The sequence below is a fragment of the Caballeronia sp. EK genome (assembly GCF_014384845.1).
Classification (GTDB): Bacteria; Pseudomonadota; Gammaproteobacteria; order Burkholderiales; family Burkholderiaceae; genus Caballeronia; species Caballeronia jiangsuensis.
On the sequence record NZ_JACSUE010000003.1, the window covers coordinates 699,758 to 715,924 of the forward strand.

Sequence of the window (16,167 nt, forward strand, 5' to 3'; positions counted from 1 at the left end):
GTTGCCGCGCGTGACGGCGTGGACGGTTTATCGACTGAAGCCCCAGAACATCAGGTACCACGCGCTGTCCGCGACGGCCAGCGCAGCGACAAACCATACCATCGCGAGCACGCGGGGAACAAGCGTCGGCGAGTAGCGGTGCGTCACGCGCCACGCGAGCCACGCGCTCCACAGATTCGCCGCGCCGAGCAAACCGAGGCGGAGGCCCGGCACCCACCACAACGGCAAATGCTCGGCACGCAAGAGCGATACCGTGGTCGCGGACAGGCCGAGAAACACGCCGACGCCCGCAATCGGGATCAGCGCGAGCGTCAGGTGATGCAGGCGCGTCGCGTTCATCTTGCCGAGCATGCGCGCGCCGATCGCAAGGAGCGCGAGCAACGCGGTGCCATACACGATCCCCGTCACGACGATATAGCCGATCACCATCGTCCCGTCGAGCCACGAGAAGACGTCGTTCTGCTCCGGATAATGCGTGAAGAGGAACCACGGCGCGTTGGTATCGAGCGGCCAGAGAATGTTGCGATCGATGAGCCACGCCGCGAGATATTGCTTCAGGTCGACGAACCACGTGCTCACGGTCCAGTGGAACGCGCCGATCGCGATACCGAGCAGGCCATACAGAATCAGCGCGGTGTCCCACGGATTCGCGGCCTTGTCGCCGAGCGTCACGACTTCTTCCGACGGCGAGCGCCACGTGAGGGCGATCGCATCGCGATGGCCGCTGCATCGGCCGCACATGTGGCAGTCGGCGGCGCCCTTCATGTTGCGCAGCGGGACGAGCGGCGCGCAGTTGATCGGAATGACGCGATGACCGTGCTCGCCCTCTTTGTACGAGCGTCGCCAGGCGTCTTCGCTGACCTTGTAGTGGAACGGCGCGAGCCGCGCGAGCAGCGAGAACACGCCGTTCACCGGGCACAGATACTTGCACCACACGCGCTTCTCGCGGCCATACAGCACGCCGATGATCATCGCGCCCACGGTCGAGCCGCCGAGCACAAGCAACACCGCTTTCGGATACTGATAGACGCTGACCATCTGGCCGTAGATCGTCGTCAGTCCGAACGCGACGAAGGGCCAGCCGCCCCAGCGCATCCAGCGCGGAATCGCCCAGCCGCGGCCGAACTTGCTCGCGAACTCCGACAGCGCGCCCTCGGGACACAACACGCCGCACCAGACGCGGCCGAGCATGACCATCGACAGCAGCACGAACGGCCACCAGATGCCCCAGAACACGAACTGCGCGGCGAGCGTGAGATTGCTCCACAAATGCGCGGAGCCATCGGGCAGCGGCATCACGGCGGGAACGGCGATCAGAAACGCGTACACGGCAACGACGACCCACTGAATCATGCGGATCGCGCTGCCGTGACGTTGCATCCAGTGACCGGCTTGTTGCAGCCGGCCCGGTCTAGGTATCACAGAACTCATGCTGGACGGCTTGCCGCCTTTTGTTTTTGCGCCATCTGATTTTTCGAATGGCGCATCAGGAGATAGATGACGATCCAGTACAGCGCATACGCGACGAGGTTCATGCCCGCCGGATGCGCGCGATAACCCGTGAGTGTAGCAACGAGCGAGCCGAAGGTACTTGAATCGTCGAGCAGCCACGACGTGTTCCACACCTGATTGACGATGACCGGCAGCACTTCCATGTCGATCAGCTTGTCGACGCCGGTCTCGAACAGGCCCGCCGCGAGAAACAGCAGCATGATCTCGGTGACGCGGAAGAACGAGCGCCACGAGAAGATCTTGCCGCCGAGCTGCAGCACATAGAACGTCAGGAGCGCGAGGCCGAAGCCGATGATGATCGCGACATACTGCGACACGTCGACATGCCCCGACTGGCCGAAGCCGACGCCATACAGAAACACGGCGGTCTCGCTGCCCTCACGCGCGATCGCGAGCGCGACGAGCAGCGCGATGCCCCACCAGTGCCCGTCCTGCGTGCTCTTTTGCAGCGACGACTCCATGTCGCGCTTGAGCGTGCGGCCGTGGCGCTTCATCCACAGGACCATCTGCACGATCAGCACGCACGCGACCAGCACCATCGCGGTCTGGAAGTAATCCTGCGCATTGCCCGACAGCACTTCGGTGAAGCCGATCAGCGCGGCGCCCAGCGCCACCGCCGCAACCAGGCCGATGACGACGCCGGCCCACAGATAAGGCAGGCCGCGGCGCGCCTGATGATCGCCGTTCTTCAGCCACGCGTAGAGAATGCCGACGACGAGCAACGCCTCGACGCTCTCCCGCCACACGATGAAAAGTACCTGCCCCATTCCAAACCTCCAGCAATTGCACTTCGATCGGCCGCGCGCGACATGACGCCTCGCGCCGGCACGACGCTTATTTCGCGACGATCACGCCCTGCGCGGACTGATGAAAGTCGTCGAAGAACTTGTATTCGCCCGGGTCCAGCGGCGCGATCACGACGAACGACTCGGCGCCCGGCGCGAGGACTTTTTCCTTGCGCAACTGCACGCTTTCGAACTCGGCGGCGCCCTTGCCGATGTTGTGCACTTCGATCTTGATGCGCTGCCCCGCCGGCACCTCGATGCGCGCCGGGTTGAGCTTGCCGTCGTTCATTTCGAGCTTGAACGTCGGCAGGTCGGCGGCGAACGCGGTCCCGGAGGCAAACACGGACATCGCGAGCGCGGCCACCTGAATTTTCAGTTTCATGCGTACTTCCTGAGGATGAACGCGCCCGGTCCGGGGTGCCGGGCGCCTGCGACGATCAGTAACCGCCCTTCTTGCCGATGCCCGCGAACGGGAAGTCGTATTCGATCGTGAACGGCTTGAACCACGGACCCACGCCCGTTTCCTTGTCGGTGTGACGGCCGAACGCCATATGACCTTCCTGCGAAGGCGGCGAGATGTGCAGCTTCAGGTGATACTTGCCCGGGCCGAAGAGCTTCACGTTGTCGCCGTAATGCGGGCCGTCGCTCGCGACCATCGGCATCAGGTCGCCCTTGAGAGTCTGCGTCGTACCGACCTTCGTGAGTTCATACGTGACGTTCAGATACGGCATCCAGTCGCCTTCGGCGAAACCGGTCGGGTTGTTCTTGACCGCGTGGATGTCCGCCTCGAGGTGGATGTCCGAATCCGACGCCTTGCGCATCATGCCTTCCGGCGCCATCGTGATCGGCTGCAGGTACACGGCGCCCGTTTCCATGCCGCCTTCGATGTGCTGCTTGCCGATCGGATATTCGGCGGCCGATGCTGCCATCATCGCCGTGAGACCTGCGGCGGCGACGAGGCCGCGCACCAACGTTGAACCCATCAGAAACTCCTTGTTGTTATCGACTAGCGCGCGTGCCACGCGTGCCTTGCCACTGAAGTACCGGACCGGCGCGCCGGACGCCTCAAAGAGAGGAGTCGGCCGGGGCAATACCTCCCGTTGGAACGTCCGCATCGCCGTGTCGCAGAGGCGCGGTAGCACAACTCTGTGAACGTTAATACGAACCATTCTCAATGTTCGTCAGTTTAGCATCGTTCGACACCCGCAACAATTTGAGCGAGCTTACAGACCCAGGCGCCGCAAGGCTTTTCGCGGAATCGCGCGATTTCTAAAAGCAATAAAAAAGCGCGGCGAACCATTCGGTTCGCCGCGCTTTCCGCGTTTCGGCGCAATTTCACTTACATACAGCTTACTTTCCGCCGATGCCGCTCACATGATCGCCGACGTTCGCGCCGAACACGCGCTGTCGCAGGAGCGCCAATTGGTCGCGGGTCTGCGCCGCCTTTTCGAATTCGAGATTCTTGGCGTGATCCATCATCTGCTTCTCGAGGCGCTTGATTTCCTTCGAGATCTGCTTCTCGGACATGTCTTCGAACTTCGCGCGCGTCTGCGCTTCCTTGAGTTCGGCGCGGGCTTCGTCGGCGTTGTAGACGCCATCGATGATGTCCTTGATGCGCTTCTCGACGCCGCGCGGCGTGATGCCCATCTTCAGGTTGTGCGCGATCTGCTTCTCGCGGCGCCGCTCGGTTTCGCCGATCGCGCGTTTCATCGAGTCCGTCATGTTGTCGGCGTAGAGAATCGCCTTGCCGTTCACGTTACGCGCCGCCCGGCCGATCGTCTGGATCAGCGAGCGCTCGGCGCGCAGAAAGCCTTCCTTGTCGGCGTCGAGAATCGCGACGAGCGACACTTCGGGGATATCGAGACCCTCGCGCAGCAGGTTGATGCCGACCAGCACGTCAAACGTGCCGAGCCGCAGGTCGCGGATGATTTCCACGCGCTCGACCGTGTCGATGTCGCTGTGCAGATAGCGCACCTTCACGCCGTGATCGGCGAGAAACTCGGTCAGCTGCTCGGCCATGCGCTTCGTGAGCACGGTGACCAGCACGCGTTCATGCACGGCGACGCGCGCGTTGATCTCCGACAGCACGTCGTCGACCTGCGAGCGCGCCGGACGCACCTCGATTTCCGGATCGACCAGACCGGTCGGCCGCACGAGCTGCTCGGCCACCTGCCCCGCCTTCTGCTTTTCGTAGTCGGCGGGCGTCGCGGAGACGAAGATCGCCTGACGCATCTTGCGCTCGAACTCGTTGAACTTGAGCGGCCGGTTATCGAGCGCGGACGGCATGCGAAAACCGTAATCGACGAGATTTTCCTTGCGCGCGCGGTCGCCGTTGTACATGCCGTTCAACTGGCCGATCAAGACGTGCGATTCGTCGAGCAGCATCAGCGCGTCGGGCGGCAGATAGTCGACGAGCGTCGGCGGCGGCTCGCCCGGCGCCGCGCCCGAAAAGTGCCGCGAGTAATTCTCGATGCCTTTGCAGAAGCCGAGTTCCTGGAGCATTTCCAGATCGAAACGCGTGCGCTGTTCGAGGCGCTGCGCTTCGACTAGCTTGCCGCCGCCATGGAAAAACTCGAGCCGCTCGCGCAGTTCGAGCTTGATGGTTTCGATCGCACGCATCACGGTATCGCGCGGCGTCACGTAGTGCGACGACGGATAGACGGTAAAGCGCGGAATCTTGTTGCGCACGCGGCCCGTGAGCGGATCGAAGAGCATCATCGATTCGACTTCATCGTCGAAAAGCTCGACGCGCACCGCCATTTCCGCGTGCTCCGCCGGGAAAATATCGATGGTGTCGCCGCGCACGCGAAACGAGCCGCGCTGGAAATCGGCTTCGTTGCGCGTGTACTGCATCGCGATCAGACGCGCGATGACGTCGCGCTGGCCGAGCTTGTCGCCCGTGCGCAGCGTGAGAATCATCTTGTGATACTCCGACGGATTGCCGATACCGTAGATCGCGGACACGGTCGCGACGATCACGACGTCGCGCCGCTCGAGCAGGCTCTTCGTGGCCGAAAGCCGCATCTGCTCGATGTGCTCGTTGATCGACGAATCCTTCTCGATGAAAAGGTCGCGCTGCGGCACGTACGCTTCCGGCTGGTAATAGTCGTAGTACGAGACGAAGTACTCGACGGCATTGCGCGGAAAGAACTCGCGGAACTCGGCGTAAAGCTGCGCCGCGAGCGTCTTGTTCGGCGCGAAGACGATCGCCGGGCGGCCCATGCGCGCGATCACGTTCGCCATCGTGAAGGTCTTGCCCGAGCCGGTCACGCCGAGCAGCGTCTGGAACGAGAGACCGTCCTCGATGCCTTCGACGAGCGTCGAAATGGCTTCGGGCTGATCGCCCGCGGGCGGATACGGCTGGTAGAGCTGGAACGGCGAACCTTCGAACGTGACGAACTTCGATTCGTCCAGTTCTTCGGGTGATTCGATGAGAGTGTCGGACATGAGAGATCGAGAGAGTCAACGTCTGCGCAAACAAGCATTCTAGCGTCGTACGCAATGCGCGCGCTCGCCATGACGTGACCGGGATTCGGGAGGCTGATCATCGTCAGATTGGGCATGGATCGGCAATCTCAAGCGCGCACCTTCGCGCCCTTTTTTATCGTCGATTTCGCGTGCTTCGACATAAAAAAGGGCCGAAAAGCACGCGCATTCGCACCATATTCGTCCGAAAAGCCACACCGGATTCGCTACAATGTGCGACTGGCATAACGGTTTTGGGCCGCTTATCGCCACACATCATCCGTTTGCATCCTGCCGCACGTCCTTCCCTCACTGCCGATAGATCATGTCTCTTTTCTCTGCCGTCGAACTCGCTCCCCGCGACCCTATCCTGGGCCTCAACGAAGCCTTCAACGCCGATACGCGCACGACCAAAGTCAATCTGGGCGTCGGCGTGTACACGAACGAGGAAGGCAAGATTCCGCTCTTGCGCGCCGTGCGCGAAGCCGAGAAAGCGCGCGTCGACGCTGCGCTGCCCCGCGGATATCTGCCGATCGACGGCATCGCCGCCTATGACGCGGCCGTGCAGAAACTGCTGCTCGGCGACGACTCGCCGCTGATCGCCGCGGGCCGCGTCGTGACGGCGCAGGCGCTCGGCGGCACGGGCGCGCTCAAGATCGGCGCGGACTTCCTGAAGCGTCTGAATCCGAACGCGATCGTCGCGATCAGCGATCCGAGCTGGGAAAACCACCGCGCGCTCTTCGAAGGCGCCGGTTTCGAAGTGGTCAACTACCCGTACTACGAAGCCGCCACGCACGGCGTGAACTTCGACGGCATGCTCGCGGCGCTCAACGGCTACGCGCCGGGCACCGTCGTCGTGCTGCACGCGTGCTGCCATAACCCGACGGGCGTCGATCTGTCGGACGATCAGTGGAAGCAGATCGTGGAAGTCGTGAAGGCGAAGAATCTCGTTCCGTTCCTCGACATGGCGTATCAGGGCTTCGCGGACAACATCGACGCGGACTCCGCCGCCGTGCGTCTGTTCGCCGCCGCCGATCTGAACGTGTTCGTCTCGTCGTCGTTCTCGAAGTCGTTCTCGCTGTACGGCGAGCGCGTCGGCGCGCTGTCGATCATCACGACGGGCAAGGAAGAATCGGCCCGCGTGCTGTCGCAACTCAAGCGCGTGATCCGCACCAACTATTCGAACCCGCCGACGCACGGCGGCTCGATCGTCGCGGCCGTGCTGGCGTCGCCGGAACTGCGCGCGACCTGGGAACAGGAGCTGGGCGAAATGCGCGATCGCATCCGCGCGATGCGCAACGGTCTCGTCGAGCGCCTGAAGGCGAGCGGCGTCGATCGCGACTTCTCGTTCGTCGGCAAGCAGCGCGGCATGTTCTCGTACTCGGGCCTGACGGCGGCGCAAGTCGATCGTCTGCGTGAGGAATTCGGCATCTATGCCGTGAGCACCGGCCGTATCTGCGTGGCCGCGCTGAACACGCGCAACCTCGACGCCGTCGCGAACGCGGTCGCGGCCGTGCTGAAGTAAGCCGTTCCGGCAGCTTCCAAATGAAAATGGCGCCCTTCGCGGGGCGCCATTTTTTGTGCGCGTCGAAACCGGCGATTCAGAGTGTCTTTTGCGCGGACGTCACGTCGGGTGTCGCGTCGTCGTCCTCGACGAAGCCTAGCGAAATCGCGCGTGCGAGCTCCGCGCTCACGCCGGCGACGCTGGTTTCCTCGTGGCGCATGGCCGCGCTGCCGCTTTCGCCGGCGTGCATGCAGAAAGCCAGCGCGATCGGAAGCACGATGGCGACGGGCCAGTAGGTCGATATTGTCTTTTTCATGAGACTGCCTTTGGTCGAGATGTCGCAGCGGGTAACAAGCATTAGTGACCCATTGCCGGACACTTCGAATTTTACGGAATCGTCCCGATCTTAAAAAGCCATTGAAAAGCAAAGGATTGTTGCGTTCGCGACAACAAGCATGTCTGGTGAATGCGCGCCTCCGCTCGCGTCTTTATGACGCTTTGCCGTCATAAAGGCTTACAAAGTTGTTGGGGACATCCGCTCACCGATGCTGTCTCATACAGTAATGGTTCGACAGGTTCTATCAAGATCATGAAATCCGCAGTTGCTGGTCTTCTTATCGCGTCATCCGCAGCATTTCTCGGCGGCTGCGCGGTTTATCCCGATGGCTCGTCTTATGGCGGCGGCTATCCCGGTGTCTACGACGATCCGGGCTACGGGGGATACTACGGCGGACCGCCGGTGGTTCAGCCGGGCGTCGTCGTCGGTGGCGGTTATTACTCGGGGCCCGCGTATTACGGACCGAACCGAAGCCGCTATTGGGATGACGGTCCGGGCTGGCGCCGGCCGCCGCCCGGCGGCTGGCATGGTAACCAGCAGCCGCGCGATCGTGGTCCGGGCGGGCCGCCGCCGCAAGCGGGCGGGAACGGACACCCGAACGGACCGCCGCCACAGGCAGGCGGCGGACGTCCGCCAGCCCCTCCGCCTCCGCAGGCGAGCGGCGCGCCGATGCCTAAGGCTGTCGGCGGTCAACCACCGGGGCCGAATCGCGCCCCGCCGCCATCCACGAATGGCGGTAACCGCGAGAGCGGAAATTCACGCGGCTTCCTCGGACGCTACGGCGGATAAGGCGAAAGGCGCACTCATCGATACGGGCCACGGCACATTGCCGTGGCCTTTTTTCTATCCGAGATGCGAGTGCTGCGCCTTGTACAGCTCTCTGAACGTCCGCCCGACCGGCGCGGGCATGTCGCGCGTACCGGTCCATCCACCGCCAAGCGGCAAGCGCGAAATCGCTTTCTTGCTGCCACCCATCCGTTCGAGCACACGCACGGCGAGCTTCGTGAAGAGCGCATACGCCGTCGGTCGTTTCGCGAGATAGCCCCAGGCTGCGAGCGCGGCGCGTTCGTTCCACGGTCGCAGGCGGCGCTCCATCTGCTTTTCGCGCAATTTGCGCAGTAGATCCGACAACGGAATGCCCACCGGGCACACGCTGTTGCATTCGCCGCAGAGCGTCGCGGCTTGCGGCAGATCGAGCGCCTTGTCGATCCCGACATACGCAGGCGTCAACACCGATCCCATCGGGCCCGGATAGACCCAGCCGTATGCATGTCCGCCGATCTTCTGATAGACCGGGCAATGATTCATGCACGCGCCGCAGCGGATACAGCGCAGCATCTCCTGAAATTCCCCACCGATAAGCCCGGTGCGCCCGCCATCGACGATCACGAAATACATGTGCTCCGGCCCGTCCGATTCGTCCGGCGCGCGGGGCCCGGTCAGCAGCGAGAAATAGTTCGAGATCGTCTGCCCGGTCGCCGAACGCGGCAGGAGGCGCATTGCGGTCGCGAGATCCTCGAGCGTCGGCAGCACCTTTTCGATGCCCGTCACCGCGACATGCACGCGCGGCATCACCGTGCACATGCCTTCGTTGCCCTCGTTCGTGACGACTGCCACCGATCCCGTCTCCGCGATCAGAAAGTTGCCGCCCGTCACGCCCATGTCCGCCGACATGAAATGCGGGCGCAGCACTTCGCGCGCCTCGCGCGTCATCTCGGGGATATCGGTCAGGCGCGGCTTGTTGTGCGTCTTCGCGAAGAGATCGGCGATCTGTTCCTTATCCTTGTGGACGACCGGCGCGATGATGTGGCTCGGCGGCTCGTTGTCGTTGATCTGCAGGATGTATTCGCCGAGGTCGGTCTCAATGGACTGCACGCCCATCTCGCCGAGCACGCGATTCAACTGCATCTCTTCCGAGACCATCGACTTGGTCTTGATGACCTTTTTCACGTCGTGCTTGCGAGCGATATCCGCGACGAGTCTCGCCGCGTCCTGCGTCGATTCGGCGTAGAGCACCGTGGCGCCGCGCCGGGTCGCTTCGCGCTCGAAGGTTTCGAGCCACACGTCGAGATTGTCGAGCGCACGATCGCGCCGCTCCTTGAGCGCCGCGCGGGTCGACTCAAAGTCGATGTCCCGCACCGCGCTCGCGCGCGCGCTGACGAACTTGGTCGAGAGCTTCGTGAGATTTTGTTGCAGGCGCTCGTCGGCGAGTTTGGCTGAAGCGCGCGCCTTGAAATGCATCGTCTGGACTTGCATGTGCGGTCTCTCTTTCAGGATGCGCTCACGCGCGGCCTTGCGCGTCGCCAGCAAGCACCTGCGCGATGTGCAGCACGCGCGTCGACGTATCGCCGGTGCGGCGCAGGCGCCCTTCGATGTTCAACATGCAGCCGAGATCGCCGAGCACGACGGTGTCCGCCCCGCTCGCCTTGATGTTCGCGCACTTCTCATCGACGATCGCGGTCGAAATGTCGCCGTACTTCACCGCGAAGGTGCCGCCGAAGCCGCAGCAATGCTCGCAGCCCGCCATCTCCGTGACCGGAACGCCCGCCTGCGCGAGCAGTTCGCGCGGCTGCGATTTCACGCCGAGTTCGCGCAAACCCGAGCAGGAATCGTGATAGGTCACCATGCCGTCGAACGCGCCGGGCTCCATGCGCGCCTTCGCGACATTCACGAGAAAATCCGTCAGCTCGAAAACACGCGGTGCAGGCGCGCGAAGCGGCCCATCAGTTGCGGATCGTCGCGAAAGAGATCGCCGTAATGCGCGCGGATCATGCCGCCGCAGGAACCCGACGGCACGACGACATAGTCGAACTGCTCGAACTCGCGCAGCGTTTTTTCGGCGAGATCGCGTGCGAGCGGACGGTCGCCCGAATTGTAGGCGGGCTGGCCGCAACACGTCTGCGAAGGCGGCACGACGACTTCGAAACCCGCCCGCTCGATCAGCTTGATCACCGAGAAGCCGATTTCAGGGCGCATCATGTCGATGAGACACGTGACGAATAGTCCGACTCGCATTGGGGGCGTTTCCTGTTTTGTAGAAGTGATTGAACGCACCGACGATTATCCGCGAAAGTCCCGCCCGTCGGGCTCGCGCGGGTCCGCGAGCATCATTGACGAAGGGCATCTTTTTGACCGGCGTTCGCTTTTTTCACATTATGAGATATAATCGCCATTCCGCTGTTTGACGCATCAACCGATTTTTCACGATGAGCGATACGAACCCGGAATCCAAAACGTCCATTCAGGTGATCGAGCGCATGATGCGTCTTCTCGACGCCCTCGCCGACCACACTGACCCCGTCAGCCTGAAAGAGCTGTCCCAGAGCACGGAACTGCATCCGTCAACCGCGCATCGCATCCTGAACGACATGGTGCTGTGCCGTCTCGTCGATCGTTCCGATCCGGGCACCTACCGGCTCGGCATGCGGCTGCTCGAACTCGGCAATCTCGTGAAGGCGCGTCTCTCGGTACGCGAGGCCGCGATGCCGCCGATGCGCGAGTTGCATCGCCAGACGGGCCAGACCGTCAATCTGTCTGTACGGCAAGGCGACGAGATCGTCTATATCGAGCGCGCGTATTCCGAGCGCTCGGGCATGCAGGTCGTGCGGGCGATCGGCGGCCGTGCGCCTTTGCACCTGACGTCGGTAGGAAAGCTGTTTCTCGCCGCCGACGAAGCCACCCGCGTGCGCGCCTACGCGATGCGCACCGGCCTCTCCGGCCACACGCAGAACAGCATCACCGACCTCTCGAAGCTCGAGCGCGAACTGTCGCTGGTGCGCCAGCAAGCCTGCGCGCGCGACAACGAGGAACTGGAACTCGGCGTGCGCTGCATCGCGGCCGGCATCTACGACGACACCGGACGGCTCGTGGCCGGTCTGTCGCTGTCCGCGCCCGCCGATCGTCTGCAGGACGCCTGGCTCAAGCAACTGAGCCATACGGCGCTCGAAATCTCGCAGTCGCTCGGGTATCACCCGGAACAGGCGGCCGCCGAAGCGCCGCACGCGCACCGCTGAACCGCGCTCCATGAAAAAAACGGGATTCGTCTTTCGACGAATCCCGTTTTCTTTTGAGTCGGCCGCTCGAGTCGGCCAAAGTCAGACGCTCAAGGATTCGCGCCGCTGCCCATATCGGCGCTCATGATGTGCGGCTCGCCGAGCGTATCGAGAAACGAGCGCAGGCGGCCCGCATCGGCGAAGCGCGAGTACTTGCCGTACGAGTCGAGCAGCACGATCACGACCGGGCGGCCGTTCACGTTCGCCTGCATCACGAGACATTCGCCCGCTTCGTTGATGAAGCCCGTCTTCTGCAAGCCAATATCCCACGACGCATTGCGGATCAGCGCGTTCGTGCTGTTGTAGGCAATGTTGCGCTTGCCGGTGAAGACGTCGTAGCTGCGATCGGTCGAAAACTTGCGGATCAGCGGATACTGATACGCCGCGTTCACCATCTTCACGAGGTCGCGCGCGCTCGACACGTTCTGGCTCGTCAGACCCGTCGAGTTCTCGAAGTGCGTGTCGGTCATGCCGAGCGACTTCGCTTTCGCATTCATCGCGGCGATGAACGCCGGACGGCCGCCCGGGTAATAACGCGACAGCGCAGCCGCTGCGCGATTCTCGGACGCCATCAGCGCGATGTGCAGCATGTCCTCGCGATTCAGTTCCGAACCGACCGCCAGGCGCGAACCGGTGAACTTCTCGTAGTCGCGGTCTTCGTCGGTGACGCTGATCTCGTCGGTGAGCGGCATGTGCGAGTCGAGCACGACCATCGCCGTCATGAGTTTCGTGATCGACGCGATCGGCACGACGGCGCGCGAATTCTTGTCGAAGAGCGTCTCGGACGTGTTCTGGTCGACGACATAGGCAACGCTCGAGCGCAGCGCGAGGCTGTCGGGCGTGTCATGCAGGCCGAAGGCCTGGCCGACCGACGTCGCACGCGGCTGGAACGCAACTGCGTGCACCGCGCCGCGGCGCGCATGCGGTTCCATGCGATACGACACCCGACGCTTGCGCGACGCGCGGGGCGCATCGTCGTCGTCATCGGTGGCGGCGACCTTGGCAGCTTTCGCGGGCTTCGGCGCCTTGAGAGTGGTTTTCGCCACGCGTGCAGGCTTTTCGGCTTGCGCGGTGGATTTCTTTGCGGTCTTGGTTGCCGTGGCGGTCTTTGCAAGGGCTTCAGCCGGAGCCGCTGCGAAGGACGTCGCTACTGCGATGGAGACAGCGATGGACAATGCCGAGCGCACTGCCACGCCATGCACCACCTTCAACGACGAAAACATTTCGGTTTTCATTAGTGTTCTGTTGGGCGGCTGGAGGGTACCGCCAAGTGTAGTGAAGCAACGAAATTTAAGCAATATTAAGCACTTATCGGCACTCGTTAAACTGAGTTGTAAGCCTGGATTGCATATTGCCGATCAACAGCGCGCCTCGATCGGAAAAAAACGATCGTCCCGGCGGAACCGTGCTGCCAAAAGCGCGCTTTTCTACACGACGGCAAACGCACTATCGGCAAAACTTTCCACGACTTTAGTTAAACGTGTGAACCGAATCGGACAAAACGCAGAACTTCGAATCGACGGAGGGGCGGTCGGATGCCGCGGACAAACACGCGACAGATCGGACAGCCGAAATGTTAACGTTTCTTCAACAATTTGGTGTACGGCAACATCTTAAAATTAAGACAAACTTCGGAAACTTCTCGTTTTGCATCGCGATAAGACTCGGACTTCGCGCGCGCGGGCAACATCAAATGGTCATCCGGACGTGTTGTCATCCACTTCGGGAAAGCGCAACGGACGCTCTCAAAGGCTACGTGCAGTATGGATGCTCAGGGTTTCCACCGATGCCCGTCTCGCACGCTTTTTTAGCAACTAAGTCCTTGTTTAACATACAATTTCGATTCATTGTGCGGCGCACAAAAAGTGCTTGACATCCATCGGAATATCTCTAAAATGGGCCTCATGTTGCGACGCACCAATTGCAGTTGCACCTAGCCGGCCAGGTTCATCGCGCCGGATCTACCCAAACCACGACCCGCGTTTGATGGGTCGGCCATCAGGAGCCTGAGATGACGCTGTTGACCCCCGAGCAAATCGCCGCTGCACAAAAAGCTAACTTCGACACGCTGTTCGGTCTGACGAACAAGGCGTTCGAAGGCGTCGAGAAGCTGGTCGAATTGAACCTGCAAGTCGTGAAGTCGACGCTGGCCGAAAGCCAGGAAAACGCGCAACGCGCGCTGTCGGTCAAGGACGCTCAAGAACTGCTCGCGCTGCAAGCCAGCCTGACGCAGCCGGTCGCGGAAAAGGTGCTGTCGTATGGCCGTCACCTGTATGAAATCGCGTCGGCCACGCAAGCTGAATTCGCCCGCGTCGCAGAAGCGCAGTACGAAGAGCAAAACCGCAAGGTGCAAACGCTCGTCGACAACGTCGCGAAGAACGCACCGGCTGGTTCGGAAACGGCTGTCGCCGTGATGAAGTCGGCTATCACCGCTGCCAACACGACGTACGAAACGGTTCACAAGGCAACGAAGCAAGCTGTCGAAATCGCTGAAAGCAACTTCAACGCTGCCGCTACGGCTGCGACGAAGGCCGCTACGCAAGCGACCGAGCAAGCTTCCCGCGCTGCCAAGAAGTCGGTTGCGTAAGTTTGCCGCCGGGCCCTGCCCGGTTTGATGCAGCACGCATGACGAAGAACCCGGCCACCGTGCCGGGTTTTTTGTCGTTTGTCGTCCGCCATTTGCGCTGCAAATGAAAAAAGGCGCGCTCCGGTTAAGGAGCGCGCCTTTGCACTTTCGAAGCGCGAACGCTTACTTCTTGCGCTGCGGCGGCAGGTCCGTGCACACGCCTTCGTACAGTTCGGCGGCCATCCCGACCGATTCGCCGAGCGTCGGGTGCGGATGGATCGTCTTGCCGATATCGGTTGCATCCGCGCCCATCTCGATCGCGAGACACACTTCGCTGATCAGATCGCCCGCGTTCAGACCGACGATACCGCCGCCGATCACACGATGCGTCTCTTCATCGAAGATCAGCTTGGTAAAGCCCTCGTCGCGGCCATTCGCGATCGCGCGGCCCGACGCGGCCCACGGGAACACGGCCTTGCCGAACTTGATGCCTTCGGCCTTGCACTGTTCTTCCGTCTTGCCGGCCCACGCCACTTCCGGATCGGTGTACGCCACCGAAGGAATCTGCAGCGCATCGAAATACGCCTTCTCGCCGTGCGCCGCTTCCGCCGCGACATGGCCTTCGTGCACGGCTTTGTGCGCGAGCATCGGCTGACCGACGAGATCACCGATCGCGAAGATGTGCGGCACGTTGGTGCGCATCTGTTTGTCGACGTTGATGAAGCCGCGATCCGTCACCGCCACGCCGGCCTTGTCCGCGCCGACCTTGCCGCCGTTAGGGCTGCGTCCGACCGCGAGCAAAACGAGGTCGTAGCGCTGCGGCTCGCTTGGGGCCTTTTCGCCTTCGAAGGTCACGTAGATGCCGTCTTCCTTGGCCTCGGCCTTGGTCGTCTTGGTCTTGAGCATCACGTTCGTGAAGCGCTTGGAATTGAACTTCTCCCAAACCTTCACGAGATCGCGGTCCGCGCCGAGCATCAGGCCATCGAGCATTTCGACGACATCGATGTCCGAGCCAAGCGTCGAATAAACGGTCGCCATTTCCAGGCCGATGATGCCGCCGCCCACCACGAGCATGCGCTTCGGAAGCTGACGCAGTTCGAGCGCGCCGGTCGAATCGACAACACGCGGATCGTCCGGGAAGAACGGCAGCTTCACGGCTTGCGAGCCGGCCGCGATGATCGCCTGCTTGAACTTCACGACCTTCCTGCCGTCCGCGCCCTGCACTTCCATATGGTTCGGATCGACGAAACTGCCGACGCCCGTGACCACTTGCACCTTGCGCGCCTTCGCCATGCCCGCGAGACCGCCGGTCAGCTTCTTGACGACGCCTTCCTTGAAGCCGCGCAGCTTGTCCAGATCGACTTTCGGCTCGCCGAAGCTGATGCCGTGCGCCGCGAGTTCCGCCGCTTCGTCGATGACGAGCGCGGTGTGCAGCAGCGCCTTCGACGGAATGCAGCCGACGTTCAGACACACGCCGCCCAGCGTCGAATAACGCTCGACCAGCACCGTCTTCATGCCGAGATCGGCGGACCGGAACGCCGCCGAGTAACCGCCGGGGCCGGCGCCGATCACCAGCATGTCGCATTCGACATCGGCGGCGCCGGAGTAGCTGCCCGCCTGCGGCGCGGGCGCGGACGCGGACGCCGGAGCGGCTGCGGCGGCTGCCGGAGCGGCCTTCTGAGGCGCGGCCGCGGGAGCCGCGTCGCCGCCTTCGAGCGTCAGGACGAGCGTGCCTTCCGACACGTTGTCGCCGACCTTCACGTTCACTTCCTTGACCGTGCCCGCAGCCGGAGAAGGCACGTCCATCGTGGCTTTATCGGATTCGAGCGTGATGAGCGACTGCTCCTTCTCGACCGTATCGCCCGGCTTCACGTGCACTTCGATGACCGGAATGTCCTTGAAGTCGCCGATGTCCGGCACCTTCACGTCCTGCACGGCGCCACCCG

General features: G+C 62.4%; 14 protein-coding genes and 1 pseudogene. 5 read left to right on the forward strand and 10 right to left on the reverse strand.

From position 1 onward, the window contains the following. Positions 1-27 precede the first annotated feature (27 nt). From IAG25_RS12055 to uvrB, 5 genes are all read right to left on the reverse strand, one after another. Positions 28-1,431 (reverse strand): 4Fe-4S binding protein, encoded by a 1,404-nt coding sequence (locus IAG25_RS12055; RefSeq protein ID WP_187605020.1) that lies wholly within the window; start codon positions 1,429-1,431, stop codon positions 28-30. After that, positions 1,428-2,279 carry an FTR1 family iron permease gene (locus IAG25_RS12060; protein ID WP_187605021.1) on the reverse strand — a complete coding sequence of 284 codons (852 nt, stop codon included), beginning with the start codon at positions 2,277-2,279 and terminating at the stop codon, positions 1,428-1,430. The genes IAG25_RS12055 and IAG25_RS12060 overlap by 4 nt, the downstream gene beginning before the upstream one ends. A gap of 67 nt (positions 2,280-2,346) precedes the next feature. Then, a complete protein-coding gene (locus IAG25_RS12065) occupies positions 2,347-2,679 on the reverse strand; it encodes a cupredoxin domain-containing protein (RefSeq protein ID WP_187605022.1) in 333 nt (110 codons plus the stop codon). Positions 2,680-2,734: 55 nt separating this feature from the next. Then, positions 2,735-3,280, reverse strand: a complete 546-nt coding sequence (locus IAG25_RS12070; RefSeq protein ID WP_371879821.1) for an iron transporter — start codon at positions 3,278-3,280, stop codon at positions 2,735-2,737. 367 nt (positions 3,281-3,647) lie between these two features. Further along, on the reverse strand, positions 3,648-5,744 hold the full coding sequence (uvrB, locus tag IAG25_RS12075) for an excinuclease ABC subunit UvrB (RefSeq protein WP_187605023.1): 2,097 nt from the start codon (positions 5,742-5,744) through the stop codon (positions 3,648-3,650). A gap of 343 nt (positions 5,745-6,087) precedes the next feature. Here uvrB and IAG25_RS12080 point away from each other — a divergent pair, with 343 nt between their 5' ends. Beyond that, positions 6,088-7,287, forward strand: coding sequence for an amino acid aminotransferase (locus IAG25_RS12080; RefSeq protein ID WP_187605024.1), 1,200 nt, complete (start codon positions 6,088-6,090; stop codon positions 7,285-7,287). A gap of 76 nt (positions 7,288-7,363) precedes the next feature. Here IAG25_RS12080 and IAG25_RS12085 read toward each other — a convergent pair whose 3' ends face one another. Then, positions 7,364-7,582, reverse strand: coding sequence for a hypothetical protein (locus IAG25_RS12085; protein WP_187605025.1), 219 nt, complete (start codon positions 7,580-7,582; stop codon positions 7,364-7,366). A gap of 273 nt (positions 7,583-7,855) precedes the next feature. On the opposite strand from IAG25_RS12085, the gene IAG25_RS12090 reads away from it, so the two are divergent. Continuing rightward, positions 7,856-8,392, forward strand: a complete 537-nt coding sequence (locus IAG25_RS12090; RefSeq protein ID WP_187605026.1) for a hypothetical protein — start codon at positions 7,856-7,858, stop codon at positions 8,390-8,392. A gap of 54 nt (positions 8,393-8,446) precedes the next feature. On the opposite strand, the gene IAG25_RS12095 is transcribed toward IAG25_RS12090, so the two are convergent. Together IAG25_RS12095 and IAG25_RS12100 are read right to left on the reverse strand one after the other, a co-directional pair. After that, positions 8,447-9,859, reverse strand: coding sequence for a lactate utilization protein B (locus IAG25_RS12095; protein ID WP_187605027.1), 1,413 nt, complete (start codon positions 9,857-9,859; stop codon positions 8,447-8,449). A gap of 25 nt (positions 9,860-9,884) precedes the next feature. Further along, positions 9,885-10,618, reverse strand: a pseudogene (locus IAG25_RS12100) ((Fe-S)-binding protein). Between the two features lie 191 nt (positions 10,619-10,809). Between IAG25_RS12100 and IAG25_RS12105 the strand changes: the two are divergent. After that, positions 10,810-11,616, forward strand: a complete 807-nt coding sequence (locus IAG25_RS12105; RefSeq protein ID WP_035506496.1) for an IclR family transcriptional regulator — start codon at positions 10,810-10,812, stop codon at positions 11,614-11,616. An 89-nt stretch (positions 11,617-11,705) separates the two neighbouring features. On the opposite strand, the gene pbpG is transcribed toward IAG25_RS12105, so the two are convergent. After that, positions 11,706-12,701, reverse strand: a complete 996-nt coding sequence (pbpG, locus tag IAG25_RS12110) for a D-alanyl-D-alanine endopeptidase (RefSeq protein WP_309243935.1) — start codon at positions 12,699-12,701, stop codon at positions 11,706-11,708. On the opposite strand from pbpG, the gene IAG25_RS42120 reads away from it, so the two are divergent. Both IAG25_RS42120 and IAG25_RS12120 read left to right on the forward strand, forming a co-directional pair. After that, positions 12,688-13,272, forward strand: coding sequence for a hypothetical protein (locus IAG25_RS42120; RefSeq protein ID WP_250483420.1), 585 nt, complete (start codon positions 12,688-12,690; stop codon positions 13,270-13,272). The genes pbpG and IAG25_RS42120 overlap by 14 nt on opposite strands. A gap of 394 nt (positions 13,273-13,666) precedes the next feature. Continuing rightward, the gene (locus IAG25_RS12120; RefSeq protein WP_035506491.1) at positions 13,667-14,242 is read left to right on the forward strand and encodes a phasin family protein; all 576 of its coding nucleotides are present in this window, start codon (positions 13,667-13,669) and stop codon (positions 14,240-14,242) included. 162 nt (positions 14,243-14,404) lie between these two features. Here the strand turns inward: IAG25_RS12120 and lpdA are convergent, their stop codons facing one another. Then, positions 14,405-16,156: a dihydrolipoyl dehydrogenase gene (gene lpdA, locus IAG25_RS12125; RefSeq protein WP_309243936.1), complete on the reverse strand. Its 1,752-nt coding sequence runs from the start codon at positions 16,154-16,156 to the stop codon at positions 14,405-14,407. Positions 16,157-16,167: the final 11 nt, after the last annotated feature.

Excerpts from the sequence above, each read along its gene's own strand:
- IAG25_RS12090 (WP_187605026.1), top strand. The coding sequence starts at position 7,856 with ATGAAATCCGCAGTTGCTGGTCTTCTTATCGCGTCATCCGCAGCATTT.
- IAG25_RS12060 (WP_187605021.1), bottom strand. The coding sequence starts at position 2,279 with ATGGGGCAGGTACTTTTCATCGTGTGGCGGGAGAGCGTCGAGGCGTTG.
- IAG25_RS12055 (WP_187605020.1), bottom strand. The coding sequence starts at position 1,431 with ATGAGTTCTGTGATACCTAGACCGGGCCGGCTGCAACAAGCCGGTCAC.
- IAG25_RS12085 (WP_187605025.1), bottom strand. The coding sequence starts at position 7,582 with ATGAAAAAGACAATATCGACCTACTGGCCCGTCGCCATCGTGCTTCCG.
- IAG25_RS12065 (WP_187605022.1), bottom strand. The coding sequence starts at position 2,679 with ATGAAACTGAAAATTCAGGTGGCCGCGCTCGCGATGTCCGTGTTTGCC.
- IAG25_RS12105 (WP_035506496.1), top strand. The coding sequence starts at position 10,810 with ATGAGCGATACGAACCCGGAATCCAAAACGTCCATTCAGGTGATCGAG.
- uvrB (WP_187605023.1), bottom strand. The coding sequence starts at position 5,744 with ATGTCCGACACTCTCATCGAATCACCCGAAGAACTGGACGAATCGAAG.
- IAG25_RS12080 (WP_187605024.1), top strand. The coding sequence starts at position 6,088 with ATGTCTCTTTTCTCTGCCGTCGAACTCGCTCCCCGCGACCCTATCCTG.
- IAG25_RS12095 (WP_187605027.1), bottom strand. The coding sequence starts at position 9,859 with ATGCAAGTCCAGACGATGCATTTCAAGGCGCGCGCTTCAGCCAAACTC.
- IAG25_RS12120 (WP_035506491.1), top strand. The coding sequence starts at position 13,667 with ATGACGCTGTTGACCCCCGAGCAAATCGCCGCTGCACAAAAAGCTAAC.
- IAG25_RS12070 (WP_371879821.1), bottom strand. The coding sequence starts at position 3,280 with ATGGGTTCAACGTTGGTGCGCGGCCTCGTCGCCGCCGCAGGTCTCACG.